The sequence below is a fragment of the Paenarthrobacter sp. CC6 genome (genome assembly GCF_040560085.1).
GTDB lineage: Bacteria > Actinomycetota > Actinomycetes > Actinomycetales > Micrococcaceae > Arthrobacter > Arthrobacter nicotinovorans.
In genome coordinates, this window is sequence record NZ_JARDAN010000011.1 from 28,167 (window position 1) to 40,320 (window position 12,154).

Genomic DNA, 12,154 nt, shown 5'->3' on the forward strand with positions numbered 1-12,154 from the left:
AAATCGGGTGCCCATTCCCGGCGCCGGCGTCACCTGCCAAAGCCGGTACCTTCGCTTTCCTGCTGCAGGGAATACCGCCTGCAACACAGCTCACAGGGACGGACTTGATGACACACACCCCAGATCCCCCGGGCCCCCGTTGGCGTGGGCCTCATCCGGCGCAGCCCGGACCAGCCGCCCACGACCCGTGGGCGTACCCGGGTCAAGGATCCATCCCGTGGGATGACGCCGACCATGCCGATCCCTCCCGGTTGGCCCCGCCGGTCACCACCCCCCAGCCACCGGCTACCGTTGCCCCCGGTCGGTCCAGCAGGACACGGCGCTGCAGCACCCCCGTCTTTGCCGCCTCACTTGTAGTTGCCGCCCTGATCGGGGGCACGGTCGCGGCCGGCGCGGACGCACTGTTGGACGGCCAGGCAACAGCAGGGGTGTCCGCGTCGCCGGGAACATCACGGATAGTGGTGAACAGCACCGGTACCAGCGACACCGTCGCCACGGCAGCGCACAAAGCCACACCGAGCGTCGTCACCCTCGCCGTCAGCTCAGGCACCACCCGCGGCATCGGGTCAGGGATCGTCCTGGACGCCAAAGGAGACATCCTGACGAACGCGCATGTGGTCACTCTTGACGGCGCCACCGGCTCACCGTCCATTCAGGTACGCAGCAACGATAACCACGTCTACGCCGGGACGTTGGTGGGCGCCGACCCGCTCGCGGATCTGGCCGTGATCCGTGTCCAGTCCCCCTCCCTGGTCCCGGCAGTCCTGGCAGAGTCGTCAAAGATCAATGTCGGTGACACCGCCGTTGCGATCGGGACGCCGCTGGGCCTGTCCGGGACGGTGACGAAAGGAATCGTCGCGGCTCTGAACAGGACCATCAGCACGGCACCGCCGTCGGCCCAATCCGCCCCGGGACCCGCGAAAAGCGCTCCACAGGCGTCCGGTAGCAGCCCCAGCCTGGAAGTGATCCAAACCGACGCGGCCATCAACCCGGGCAATTCCGGCGGGGCCCTGGTCAATGCCCGCGGCGAGGTCATCGGCGTGAACGTCGCCATCGCATCTCCTTCCACCGGCACTGCCGGCGCGCAGGTGGGCAACGTCGGGATCGGCTTTGCCATCCCGATCGATACTGCAAAGAGGATCGCCCAGGAGATCACCGCCTCCGGGACGGCAACCCATGGCCAGCTCGGCATCAAAGCCACCACGGACGCCGCGGCGAAGGGCTCCGGGTTCTCCCGTGGCGCCACCGTCACCGAGGTCACCGCCGGATCCGCAGCAGAAAAGGCCGGCATCCGGAAAGACGACCTCATCACAGCAATCAACAACCATCCCGTCCTGGACACCGCAGACCTTACCGCAGCACTGCACGAACAACCCGCCGGCGCCGCCGTAACCGTAACCCTCATCCGCGACGGCCACGAACAGAGCCTTACCGCCACCCTCGACCCCGTACAGCCCTAAGCCTGAACACCTCCACAAACCTGAGAGCGGCGGCTGTACCGGGCCGCGCGGGTGGGGCCGGTGACCCTCCTTCAGGCCCCACAACCGCCCCAGGTTCCGCACCCACGGCGTCCTCGCGATGGGGCTGGAAGGGCTGCTGTAAAGCGGGGCACCCTCGAAACGGTGGGGGCGGGATTCGGATTAAGGCCAGGCAGCCCTTGTAAGTGAACCGAACCTCGGCAGGTCTACGATGCGGGAACCAGGTTGAGGATCTCACGAGAAAGGGACGTCGGGTGACCCAGTTTGTCGACGGCATTTTGAACATCAGCCCGACGTTGGCTGCGCTGTTGATTTTCGCTCTGGTCTTTGCCGAGGACGCCTTTTTCCTGGGCTTCGTGATACCGGGGGAAACAGCGGCCATTCTCGGCGGGGTCCTGGCAAGCCACGGCCGGCTTCCGCTGTGGCTGGTGATCGTGCTGGTCGTGGTCGCGGCCATCACCGGCGACACTGTCGGTTATGAGGTAGGGCGGTTCTTCGGCCCTGCCATCATGCGCCTGCGGATAGTTGCCCGCAAGGACCGGCAGGTGACCAAAGCCCGGGAGCTGCTGCGTCGAAGGGGCGGGACGGCCGTTTTCTCGGCCGCTTCACGGCGTTCTTCCGCGCTGTCATGCCCGCTCTGGCAGGGATGGCGCGCATGCCCTACCTGCGGTTCCTGACCTTTAACGCGGCTGGCGGGCTGATCTGGGGAGCCGGCGCGGTCATGCTGGGATTTCTCGCCGGTAATTCATACCAGAGCATTGCCCGGCTGGCAGGGCAGGGATCCGCGCTGGCCACGGCGGCGATCGTTCTTGCCGGCCTTCTTTTATGGCACGTACGCCGGCGCCGCACCGCCAGGGACGTCTCCGCACCCAAAGAATAGAGCACGGCGCTTGCCCGGCGCCTTGCAGTACGTGAGAGCCGGCCGCATGCTTCCCTGACTGCACGCAAGTACGTGGCGTGGTGCGTCTTCCGGGCCAGGTGGGTGTCAGCTTTTTCCCTCGTCGTTCCCGTTCCGCCAATACAGAGCCCGAGCAGGACAATACCGCAGCGCCAGTTCCGAGGTGTGTGCCCGCGGGATGGGTCCGTGAAAAACCGGATATCCCCAGTCATCGAGTGTGATGTGTTCGAAGAGCATGGTCGCGCACACCCCGTGCCCGGTGCAGGTGATCCGGTCCACGGCCAGAACCGGGGACTCCGGAAGAACCGGTCGGCGGAAACGGCGGATCATTTCCGCCCCCGGCTCTCGTAGACAGGGCAATAGCCTGCCGCGTGGGCGCTGAGGTGATCGGTGAAGACCTCCAAAGCGGAGCGCGTGAACGCTGCGATCCGGTCAGGGAAGTGACAGGCCCCTCGGCCGGTAAGCAGTCCCAACCGTTGACGCAGGGCCGTTGCTGCGCCAGGTCTGCCGGCGCCTGAGGCCAGTTCAGCGAAGTCTCCGGCCGCTGCGGCGAGCCCGAACATGCAGGGCCCGCACTGTCCGGCAGATTCCCTGGCCGCGTAGTCGAGCATGTCCTTCACCGCGGCTACCGGGCAACCGGAGGAGTCGATCAGGTGGATGACGCCGGGGCCGGGGGCCGTGCCGACGGTGGCCAAGGATGCGGCGCTGTAGTGCAGGGAGCCGATCCTGGATGCGTTGATCCAGGTGCCGCTGAGTCCTCCGATGTTCAGTGCCAGGACCCCCGGGAGTGGGCCGCCGGCCAGCGAAACGATCCGGCTCAGTGGCGGCCCGGTTTCAGTTTCGTACACTCCCGGTGCCTGGATGGCGCCGCTGATGGTGACCAGGCGGGGGCCGGGTTCGGCTGGGATTCCAAAGGACCGGAACCAGGCGGGGCCGAAGACCTCGATCTGGGCGATCCGGAGCACGGTTTCGGCGTTCAGGACCAGAACGGGCCGGGTTCTCTTGCCATCGGGGGTGCGTCCTCCCTCGATCAGGCGGCGGCGTTTGGTCATCGGACGGGCAAGACTCCCGTGATGCAACGACACGAGAGCGCTGGCTTCGGAGGCGACGTAGCGGGCCGGTACGGGCAGCACGGGAACACCGGCGGCGCGTAGGCGCTCCTCCGTCTCTGTTCCGGTGTGGGCTGCGTAGGTCACGTTTCTCAGGCCGGTCAGGGCAGCGCCGTGCCGGACCCATGCCAGGTGGTGCCGGATGACATAGGCGTCTTTCAGGGCACCGATTTCCCCGTCGCAGGCATTAACGATCAGTTCGGCCCCGTTCTGTCGGGCCGCATCGACTTTGCGTGCCGTGCCGAACGCCGAACCGCTGCGCCCGGTCAGGCCGGCCGCTTCCAGCGTCCTGAGGTTCATCGCCATGGTTCTCTGCCAATGGCGCCGCGGCGGGTCTCGTCGGGCTGCCGGTTCATGAACCGGTAGACGATGGCCACCGTCCCGGCCGCCAGGCATGCCAGGCCCACGGCCCGCAGGATCCATGCGCTCCCGGTGCCCATCATGATGCCGTGCACGATCGATGCAGGCCACAGCACGTAGGTCGCAACGTGAACCGGAGCCCACCACCGTTCCGGGATGCGTTGGCGCAGCACAGAGGTCAGGATCACAGCTAGCAGTAGATCGACAGCGATGGCACCGAGCCCGATCCAGGCCCGTTCGTACCCGGCGGCAAAGGGCAGGAAGACCGCGACCCATGCAATATCGACGTAGCCGTCCGCCACGGCCGTGGCTACGTGGAGCACCAGAAAGAGCATCATCCCCAGAGCCAGGTTGCGGTGAAGGCCGGTCACGACGGTAGTGCCGATGCCTTCTGGGCGCCGCCGCCCCGAGGTCATCACTCCGAGGATGAAGGTCAACGTCAACAAGACCGAGGCCGTGATCCCGCCCGCGCGGGAAAGGAACCAGAAAACTTCGCTGACCCCAGGCATCAGCGGGCCCCGGTAACCTGGTGCTCCGAGGGCCAGTTCCCGGTCATCACCGTCGAGCCGTCCATGCTGTGCAACCGGGCGTCAATGCCGTGAGCGCTCAGCCACGCCGGAGCTTTCAGACCCATGATGACTGCGGCGGTGGACGCGGCGTTTGCTTCCAAGACGGTCGCTCCGAGGCAGGTCACTTCGGCCCAGATCCGCTCTGACGGGGCCCCGGTCTGCGGGTCGATGATGTGGTGTGCAGTCCCGGACCCGCTGGCCCACACCCGGTGCCGGGTGGATGAGGTCGCCAGTGCCTGGTTCGTGAGGGAAATGACCTGGGCGACGCGGCCGGCGTCATATTCGATGCCGACCTGCCAGCCGCCCTCCGGTGCGGTGCCGGCCGCGGCGATGTCCCCGCCCAGGTCGATCAGGAAACCGCCGGGCAGGGTTCGTGCCAGCAGCCCGGCAAGATGGTCGGCGGCGTAGGCTTTTGCGCTGGAGCCAAAGTCGAGAACCGTGCCAGCGGGGAGGGCCAGGACCTTCGTTTCCGAGGTGTAGTTGATTTGCCGCCAGCCCGGTGCCGGTTCGGGTTCACCGTCCGTTGTCCATCCGGTCCGGTTCTGGACGACGGCCAAGTCGTCATTGTAGCCGGCGTGGAGCAGGGCAGCACCGACGGTGGGATCGACCAGGCCGCCGGTCAGGGCCGCAGTGAGAAGCGCGGCGTCAAGGACTTCGCCGAGTAACGGGCTCAGGAGAACAGTCACCGGTTCGCGGGCCGAGCGGGCATTGATGGCCCGGAGCTCAGAATCGGCGCGGAACCGCGAGGCGGCCCGATCCAGCTGTTCCAGCCACTGCCGGGCGGTGTTGACTGCTTCGTCAAAGGTTTCGGGTTCCGTTGCGTGCACCCCGGCAGTCGTGCCGATCGCTGGGAACCAAGTGGCCTGGACCGCGTCCATGGCTAGGACGCCCTCGTGGTGGTGTGCGGGAGGGCGCCAGCCGGAGCGTTCCGTGCCGGGGCGACGCTCCCGAATGCCCCTCCCGGGGCTGGTGCAACGGGTGCAGCCGGGCTTTGCTGCACGCTGGCCCTCTGCGTGGTTGGGGGATTCTGGATGGAGGCCAGACCGGCGCCGATACCGGCGGTCGCCAACCCGGACAGTACCATCGCCGTGATGGTCCAGCGCCGTACCGCACCCAACGCCCGGACCCGTGAATTCACTGCCCCGTCCATGGCCTCTCCTTTCCGTTAGGACCGAGTGTCCCACCAGAGGGATAAGAGCCACCTGAGAGGAAGCCCTGAACCACCACGGAATATCAGGTCCATAGCCACGGCCGGCCGCGTTCGGGCCAGTGCCCTGCCGGGCGGGAGCCCGCCCGTTCCGAACTAACTGGTCCCGGGAGGCCGTTTCCCCGCCGGGACGGCTGGTTGGTGTGTGCCGGGTTTCGCCGTTGAGCGGTCCCTCCGGCGCAACACTGCGAAGGCTGCTGCGCCAGCCAGGACCAACAGGCCCGCGACCCAGGTATTCACCCGAAGCCCCAGAATCAGGTTGGCATAGTCGGAACGCATCAGTTCAAAGGCGAAACGGCCGGCCGAGTAACCCGCGACGTACAGAGCGAACACGCTCCCGGCACCGAGCCGCGTGCGCGAATCAAGGACCATGATGACCACGCCGACCAGCAGGCACCACAGCGACTCGTAGAGGAACGTTGGTTGGAAGAATCCCAGCACGATGGGTGCCCCGGAGGGATCCGTAGCCGCTGCAGCCGTCGCGGGGTCCATGCGGTGAATCTGGAGTTTCCAAGGAAGTGTCGTCGGATCCCCGTAGAGTTCGTTGTTGAACCAGTTCCCCCACCGGCCCAGAGCCTGAGCAAACAGCACTCCGGGGGATACCGCATCGAGGAACGCCACGAAGGACACTCCCAATCGGCGGCACCCAATCCACGCTCCGACACAGCCAAGTGCGACGGCGCCCCAGATCCCCAAACCACCGTCCCAGATGGCGAAGGCGGCCCAAGGATTCCGTCCGGGAAGGAAGTAGAGCTCCGGGTCCGTGATGACGTGATAGATCCGTCCGCCGACAATCCCTGCCGGCACGGCCCACAGACAGATATCCAGCACCTGGCCCGCCTGCCCGCCACGCTGCTGCCACCGCCGAGAGGTAAGCCAGATCGCCAGGATGATGCCGGCCAGGATACATACGGCATAGAAATGAACGGTCAGCGGCCCCAGATGCACGGCGCTGAGGGTCGGTGAAGGAATGAACGAATCAGTGGGGACCAAAGCAGCCATGAAATCCTGCCGGAAGAAATGAACGAAGGAGTGCAACGACCTGCCAAGCCTACGGCCCCTCCCGGCCAAGGAGCCAACACCTTGGTCCCGGGCCATGCCGCGGCACCGGACAGGGTATGTCCGGACCCGGCTAAGTTCAATGCCGACTCGAGGCGCCTGCACGGGAAGCGGTCGCTTAGAATAGCCGGAGAAGTGGAGGCGGCATGAGCACACGCGGTGCATGTCTGGTAATCGAAGACGACGCCGACATTCAGGGATTGATCAGCCTCATCCTCTCGGCAGAGGGCTTTGAGGTCCACACCGAAGAAACCGGGACCGCGGGGCTACTGGCCGCTTCACAGCGTCAACTGGCGCTGATTACCCTGGACATCGGCCTGCCGGATATAGACGGCCGCGAAATAGCACGGCAACTGCGAACCGTCTCCTCCGCGCCCCTGCTCATGATCACCGCATTCGCCGAAACAGCAGACGAACTCGCGGGCATGGCAGCCGGCGCCAGTGCTTACCTGGCCAAACCCTTCCGCCCCGCACAACTCCGGGCGCTGGTAACCGAATTCTGTCCCGCACCGCAAGCCAGCCGCCTTGCCGGGCCCGCTGCACTAGTCCGGTGCAGAGAACAAGGCTGATGACCGGACCGGATACGTTCGCTTTCAGCCTGGTTTACTGCACGACCTTGGGCATCTCCTTGCTGATGTTCCTGCTCCAAACCCTCTCTCTCCTCATCGTTCTGGCCCTCACTGGTCCCGCGGGCGTCCTGTACCGGCTGTTCAGGACCAGGGCGGCCGTCACGGCATATCACGGTCCGCCACTCTCGATAGGGAGCCCACAGCATGGAAATGACAGGCCTGCTGCCTGAAGCTGTGCGGTCCTATCCTGAGCAGCGCAGTACGGTGGCCTGCGAGAGCCATCATGAGCAAGCATCCAGATCCGCTGAACGACCCGGACGAGTCGAGTGTCTCCGACGGCGAGCTGTCCGGCAGGGCGTGTCGGCAGCCTCGTTAGTATCTGATCAAGCCTTGCTCGGATGGGACGAATTCTCAGTGGGAGTGTCCGGCGTCGTGATGTCCGCTGCCGCTGGAAATCCCTGCCGTTGATGCAAGGTGGCTCCAGCCTGCATCACTGAGCGCGTGGTAGGCGATATGGAGTTCTTTCGCCGGATCGGCGACAGCGTTTATGTCACGCTGTTCCAGGACGGTGACTAGCAGTGCGGCGGCCGTGGTGAATCTGTCGGCAGCGGGTCGGATGTCTTCTGGCCAGACGGTAACTGCCACGGCGATATGGGCGTTACGGATCAACGCCGCCCAGTTCCGGTCGATTGTCGGCTCTGCCCCGGTGAGCTTTGTTGCTATGCCATGGAAACCTACGGTGTCGATGTGGGTCAGGGCAGCTAGCCCTTCGGCCACTGGCCGTGGGGTTTCCGTTCCTGGGCGGGAACGATCCACTGCAGCCTCCTTTCGTGTCTGGGCTTCCTCAAGGATGGCCCTCCCCTGCGCCCGGATCAATATTTTCTGCCCTTTGTCTTGGATCAGCAGGAAGGCATTGCAATAACATACCCCCAGGGGGTATGTTGGCGGTGTTGTCAGTGAGTGGTATGTCGCGGAGGCCTGGCTTGGTTCGCCTCTTTACAACCGTTCAACCACAGCGCCATCGCATCTTCTGCAATGAATAGAACTGACATGCACACACCATCACGTACTGAACTGCCGCTGACGTCGTCCTCAGCGGGCTGCGGCTGCTGCTCCACCGACAAAGGCACGGCTGCAGGTGCCGAGGCCGCCGGCGTCGAGTTCGCCGTGGAAGACCTGACCTGCGGCGGTTGTGTCGCCAGCGTCGAGAAGGCCGTCAAGGCCGTCGAGGGCGTTGACACCGCGACCGTTGAACTTGTCTCCGGCGGTGTTTCCCGCCTGGTCGTTTCCGGACCGGCCGATCCTTCGGCCGTCCGGGCCGCCGTCACGTCGGCTGGATACAGCCTGACCCGCTAGTTCGAACCCACATCGGCCTGCGCCGCTTTGTGCGATGACGCGGCCGTTACTGGAGGAGCGCACCATGGCAGAGCAAGACCATCACCACACCCACCACCCATCTCAGGTCAGTGAAGCCGACTGGGAATCACAGCCCGTTCCAGAGGGGCTAGCGTCGCCCGTGCATGAGCACCACGGCCACCTGTCCGGTCACGAGGACCGGGATGACCATGCCGTGCACAGCCACGGCCAGCACGCCGGACACAGCACCGCCATGTTCAAGGACCGGTTCTGGCTGACGCTGGCCCTGTCGGTCCCGGTCGTGTATTTCAGCCCGATGTTCGGGCACCTTCTGGGGTACATGCCCCCTGAATTCCCGGGATCGGCATGGATTCCGCCCGTGCTTGGTACGGTGATCTTCCTCTACGGAGGGATGCCGTTCCTCAAGGGCGGCCTGAACGAGTTGAGGAACCGGCAGCCAGGGATGATGCTGCTGATCAGCATGGCCATCACGGTCGCGTTCCTCGCGTCCTGGGCGACCAGCCTGCGGATCGGGAACTTCGATCTGGACTTCTGGTGGGAGCTGGCACTGCTGGTGGCCATCATGCTGCTCGGTCACTGGATCGAAATGCGGGCCCTCGGCTCGGCCCAGGGCGCTCTGGACGCGCTGGCGGCCCTGTTGCCCGACGAAGCAGAACGTGTCACCGACAACGGCGTCGAAACCGTCAAGGTTTCCGAACTGAAGACCGGGGATATCGTCCTGGTCCGGTCCGGGGCGCGGATGCCCGCCGACGGCACGATCGTTGAGGGGCAGGCCGAGTTCGATGAATCCATGATCACCGGGGAGTCCAAAACAGTCCTGCGCACCGTGGCGGACCCGGTCGTGGCCGGAACCGTTGCCACCGACAACACCGTCCGGGTCACCGTCACGGCAGTCGGGGACGACACGGCGCTGGCCGGCATCCAACGTCTGGTCGCCGAAGCGCAGGCCTCCTCCTCCAAGGCGCAGGCCCTCGCTGACCGGGCAGCGGCGTTCCTGTTCTACTTCGCGACCATCGCCGGTGTCATCACATTCATTGCCTGGACGCTGCTGGGCAGCCTCCCCGAAGCGGTCACCCGCACCGTGACGGTTCTGGTGATCGCCTGCCCGCACGCCCTCGGGCTGGCCATCCCTCTGGTCATTGCGATCTCCACCGAACAGGCCGCCCGGGCCGGGGTACTGATCAAGAACCGGATCGCACTGGAACGGATGCGCACCATCGATGTGGTCCTGTTCGACAAAACCGGAACCCTGACCAAAGGCGAACCCGAGGTCAGGAACACCGCCACCACCAACGGTGCCGGGGACAATGAATTGCTGGCCCTGGCCGCAGCCGTCGAATCCGACAGCGAGCACCCCGTGGCCCGGGCCATCGTTCGGGCAGCACATAAGCGAGGCCTGAAATTTCCGCAGGCGACGGGTTTCGCCTCGATGACAGGCCGCGGCGTGCGGGCCATGATCGATGGGCGAACCATTCAGGTCGGCGGACCGGCGCTGCTGCGCGAACTCGGACTCGCGGAGCCCGAAACGCTGGCGGCCTCAACCCGTGAATGGATGGACCGCGGCGCGGCCGTGCTGCACGTCATCGACGGCGAACAGGTGCTGGGGGCCCTGAGCCTTGAGGATGCGATTCGTCCTGAGTCCCGGCAGGCAGTGGGGGCACTGCAAAGCCGGGGCGTGATGGTTGCCATGATCACCGGCGACGCCACCCAAGTCGCGAACTCGGTGGGCGCGGAGTTGGACATCGATGAGGTCTTCGCTGAAGTTCTGCCTGCGGATAAGGACAAGAAGGTCGCAGAGTTGCAGGCCCGCGGCCTGAGGGTGGCGATGGTCGGAGACGGCGTGAACGACTCCCCTGCTCTGGCCCGCGCGGAGGTCGGTATCGCCATTGGTGCCGGCACAGATGTGGCCATGGAATCGGCCGGGGTGATCCTGGCCGGCAACGACCCGAGGGCGGTGCTGTCCATGGTGGACCTGTCCCGGGCAAGCTACGCGAAGATGTGGCAGAACCTTGTCTGGGCCACCGGGTACAACGTCATCGCCGTCCCACTGGCCGCCGGGGTCCTGGCGTTCGCCGGGATCGTGCTCTCCCCCGCTGCCGGGGCGGTCCTGATGTCCGTCTCCACGATCGTGGTCGCACTCAACGCCCAACTGCTCCGGCGCGTGAAACTGAACCCCTCACAGGTTCGTTGACCCAACAGGGACACGGTACCGGCCTCCACCTCACAGGAAGGGTGGTGCCGGTACCGGTAGCCTGAAACAACACGCAGACAGGAGGACCGTGATGGCAGCACAACGCACCACCAGCGGATCCACCCTGCTCAGCGTCGGGCTTCTGGCCGCAGTTCTCGCCCTCATCGCCGGGATCCTCGGAATGCACGTCATGACCGGCGCCCACTCGGCGCACGCGGGCACGACCGTTTCCGAAGCAGGCACGTCCGCTGCGGGCACCACCGTCACCGGGCACGACAACCATGGTCCCGCGCCGCAGGAAAATGCCGTAGTCCAGCTGACCATGTTGGGCGACGCCGCTTCCCCGGCGCAATGCTCGTGTTCAGGAAACTGCTCAAGCCAGCACGCTATGGCCACTTCCTGCATCCCGACCGTGGCGCCAGGCGGCCTGACAGCACCCCTTCCTAACACCAGCATCTCCATCACAACGCCCTCCTCGGAGTCTGCCAACGCACCGAGCATTCCATGGTCGTACCGTCCCGGCAGTCCTTCACCGGGTGAATTGTCCATCAGCAGAACGTAGGCAACCCGGCCGCCCGGTTCCGGGCAACCTTTTCGTTGCCGTCGGCAGCCCCTCAAGGCTGTCGCAGGCTCCTCTTTTGCACACCCCTCTCTTCTTGCGGGGCGCCTGCGCGCCCCCGGAACTTGTGAAGGACCTGATTTTCATGAACACGAAGAAGCTTTTACCCGTAGCCGCGACAGCCATCGCCACCGCACTAGCCCTCGCCGGCTGCGGTACCGCCGGCGGTTCCGGATCCTCCGGGACATCCATGTCCGGAATGGACCATGGCAGCAGCTCATCCAGCCCCGTAGCGGCTGCGGACCAAAACGCCGCGGACGTCATGTTCGCCCAGATGATGATTCCCCACCACGCACAGGCCGTGGAGATGAGCGAGACGATCCTTAAGAAGCCGGACATCCCTGCCGAGGTCACCGCCCTGGCGAGACGGATCAAAGAAGCCCAGGGGCCCGAAATCGAGAAAATGACCGGCTGGTTGGCGGGCTGGGGCGAATCCACCCAGACGCCCTCTGGGCACAGCATGGACGGCATGATGGGCGCCGATGACATGGCAAAGCTCGACGCCGCCCAAGGAGTTGAAGCAGCCAAACTGTTCCTGACCCAGATGATTGCCCACCACCAAGGCGCCGTGACCATGGCCCGGACCGAGAGCACCGACGGCAAGAATCCGGAAGCGGTCCAGCTCAGCAAGGACATCGTGAGCGCCCAGGAAGCCGAAATCCAGGAAATGCAGAAACTGCTGGCCACACTCTAACCAGCCTCTGATCCGCCGGTCCCG

At 65.4% G+C, this 12,154-nt stretch carries 16 protein-coding genes; 9 read left to right on the forward strand and 7 right to left on the reverse strand.

From position 1 onward, the window contains the following. Window positions 1-107: 107 nt before the first annotated feature. The 3 genes from PV760_RS13145 (at window position 108) to PV760_RS13155 (ending at window position 2,358) form a co-directional block, all read left to right on the forward strand. Complete coding sequence (locus PV760_RS13145) at window positions 108-1,460, forward strand: S1C family serine protease (RefSeq protein ID WP_354627942.1); 1,353 nt, start codon at window positions 108-110, stop codon at window positions 1,458-1,460. 272 nt (window positions 1,461-1,732) lie between these two features. Then, window positions 1,733-2,155 (forward strand): DedA family protein, encoded by a 423-nt coding sequence (locus PV760_RS13150; protein ID WP_354627943.1) that lies wholly within the window; start codon window positions 1,733-1,735, stop codon window positions 2,153-2,155. After that, on the forward strand, window positions 2,134-2,358 hold the full coding sequence (locus PV760_RS13155; protein ID WP_354627944.1) for a DedA family protein: 225 nt from the start codon (window positions 2,134-2,136) through the stop codon (window positions 2,356-2,358). Before PV760_RS13150 ends, PV760_RS13155 begins: the two co-directional genes overlap by 22 nt. A gap of 105 nt (window positions 2,359-2,463) precedes the next feature. Here the strand turns inward: PV760_RS13155 and PV760_RS13160 are convergent, their stop codons facing one another. From PV760_RS13160 to lgt, 6 genes are all read right to left on the reverse strand, one after another. After that, complete coding sequence (locus PV760_RS13160) at window positions 2,464-2,706, reverse strand: ferredoxin (protein WP_354627945.1); 243 nt, start codon at window positions 2,704-2,706, stop codon at window positions 2,464-2,466. Then, entirely contained in the window at window positions 2,703-3,791 is a 1,089-nt protein-coding gene (locus tag PV760_RS13165; RefSeq protein WP_354627947.1) for an NADH-ubiquinone oxidoreductase-F iron-sulfur binding region domain-containing protein, read from the reverse strand. Before PV760_RS13165 ends, PV760_RS13160 begins: the two co-directional genes overlap by 4 nt. Continuing rightward, on the reverse strand, window positions 3,782-4,354 hold the full coding sequence (locus tag PV760_RS13170) for a ferric reductase-like transmembrane domain-containing protein (protein WP_354627948.1): 573 nt from the start codon (window positions 4,352-4,354) through the stop codon (window positions 3,782-3,784). The genes PV760_RS13165 and PV760_RS13170 overlap by 10 nt, the downstream gene beginning before the upstream one ends. Further along, the gene (locus tag PV760_RS13175) at window positions 4,354-5,292 is read right to left on the reverse strand and encodes an FAD:protein FMN transferase (protein ID WP_354627949.1); all 939 of its coding nucleotides are present in this window, start codon (window positions 5,290-5,292) and stop codon (window positions 4,354-4,356) included. The genes PV760_RS13170 and PV760_RS13175 overlap by 1 nt, the downstream gene beginning before the upstream one ends. 2 nt (window positions 5,293-5,294) lie before the next feature. After that, a complete protein-coding gene (locus tag PV760_RS13180) occupies window positions 5,295-5,564 on the reverse strand; it encodes a hypothetical protein (RefSeq protein ID WP_354627950.1) in 270 nt (89 codons plus the stop codon). Between the two features lie 153 nt (window positions 5,565-5,717). Then, on the reverse strand, window positions 5,718-6,623 hold the full coding sequence (lgt, locus tag PV760_RS13185) for a prolipoprotein diacylglyceryl transferase (RefSeq protein ID WP_354627951.1): 906 nt from the start codon (window positions 6,621-6,623) through the stop codon (window positions 5,718-5,720). 203 nt (window positions 6,624-6,826) lie between these two features. On the opposite strand from lgt, the gene PV760_RS13190 reads away from it, so the two are divergent. Then, entirely contained in the window at window positions 6,827-7,249 is a 423-nt protein-coding gene (locus PV760_RS13190; protein WP_354627952.1) for a response regulator transcription factor, read from the forward strand. Next, a complete protein-coding gene (locus PV760_RS13195; protein WP_354627953.1) occupies window positions 7,249-7,479 on the forward strand; it encodes a hypothetical protein in 231 nt (76 codons plus the stop codon). Before PV760_RS13190 ends, PV760_RS13195 begins: the two co-directional genes overlap by 1 nt. Window positions 7,480-7,660: 181 nt before the next feature. Here PV760_RS13195 and PV760_RS13200 read toward each other — a convergent pair whose 3' ends face one another. Then, on the reverse strand, window positions 7,661-8,065 hold the full coding sequence (locus PV760_RS13200; protein ID WP_354627954.1) for a hypothetical protein: 405 nt from the start codon (window positions 8,063-8,065) through the stop codon (window positions 7,661-7,663). 234 nt (window positions 8,066-8,299) lie between these two features. Here PV760_RS13200 and PV760_RS13205 point away from each other — a divergent pair, with 234 nt between their 5' ends. The 4 genes from PV760_RS13205 to PV760_RS13220 all read left to right on the forward strand — a co-directional run bounded on the left by PV760_RS13205 (window position 8,300) and on the right by PV760_RS13220 (window position 12,130). Next, complete coding sequence (locus PV760_RS13205) at window positions 8,300-8,605, forward strand: heavy-metal-associated domain-containing protein (RefSeq protein WP_354627955.1); 306 nt, start codon at window positions 8,300-8,302, stop codon at window positions 8,603-8,605. Between the two features lie 64 nt (window positions 8,606-8,669). Then, window positions 8,670-10,817, forward strand: a complete 2,148-nt coding sequence (locus PV760_RS13210) for a copper-translocating P-type ATPase (RefSeq protein WP_354627956.1) — start codon at window positions 8,670-8,672, stop codon at window positions 10,815-10,817. 91 nt (window positions 10,818-10,908) lie between these two features. Continuing rightward, window positions 10,909-11,379: a DUF6153 family protein gene (locus PV760_RS13215; protein WP_354627957.1), complete on the forward strand. Its 471-nt coding sequence runs from the start codon at window positions 10,909-10,911 to the stop codon at window positions 11,377-11,379. Window positions 11,380-11,521: 142 nt separating this feature from the next. Next, window positions 11,522-12,130: a DUF305 domain-containing protein gene (locus PV760_RS13220; RefSeq protein WP_354627958.1), complete on the forward strand. Its 609-nt coding sequence runs from the start codon at window positions 11,522-11,524 to the stop codon at window positions 12,128-12,130. Window positions 12,131-12,154 lie beyond the last annotated feature (24 nt).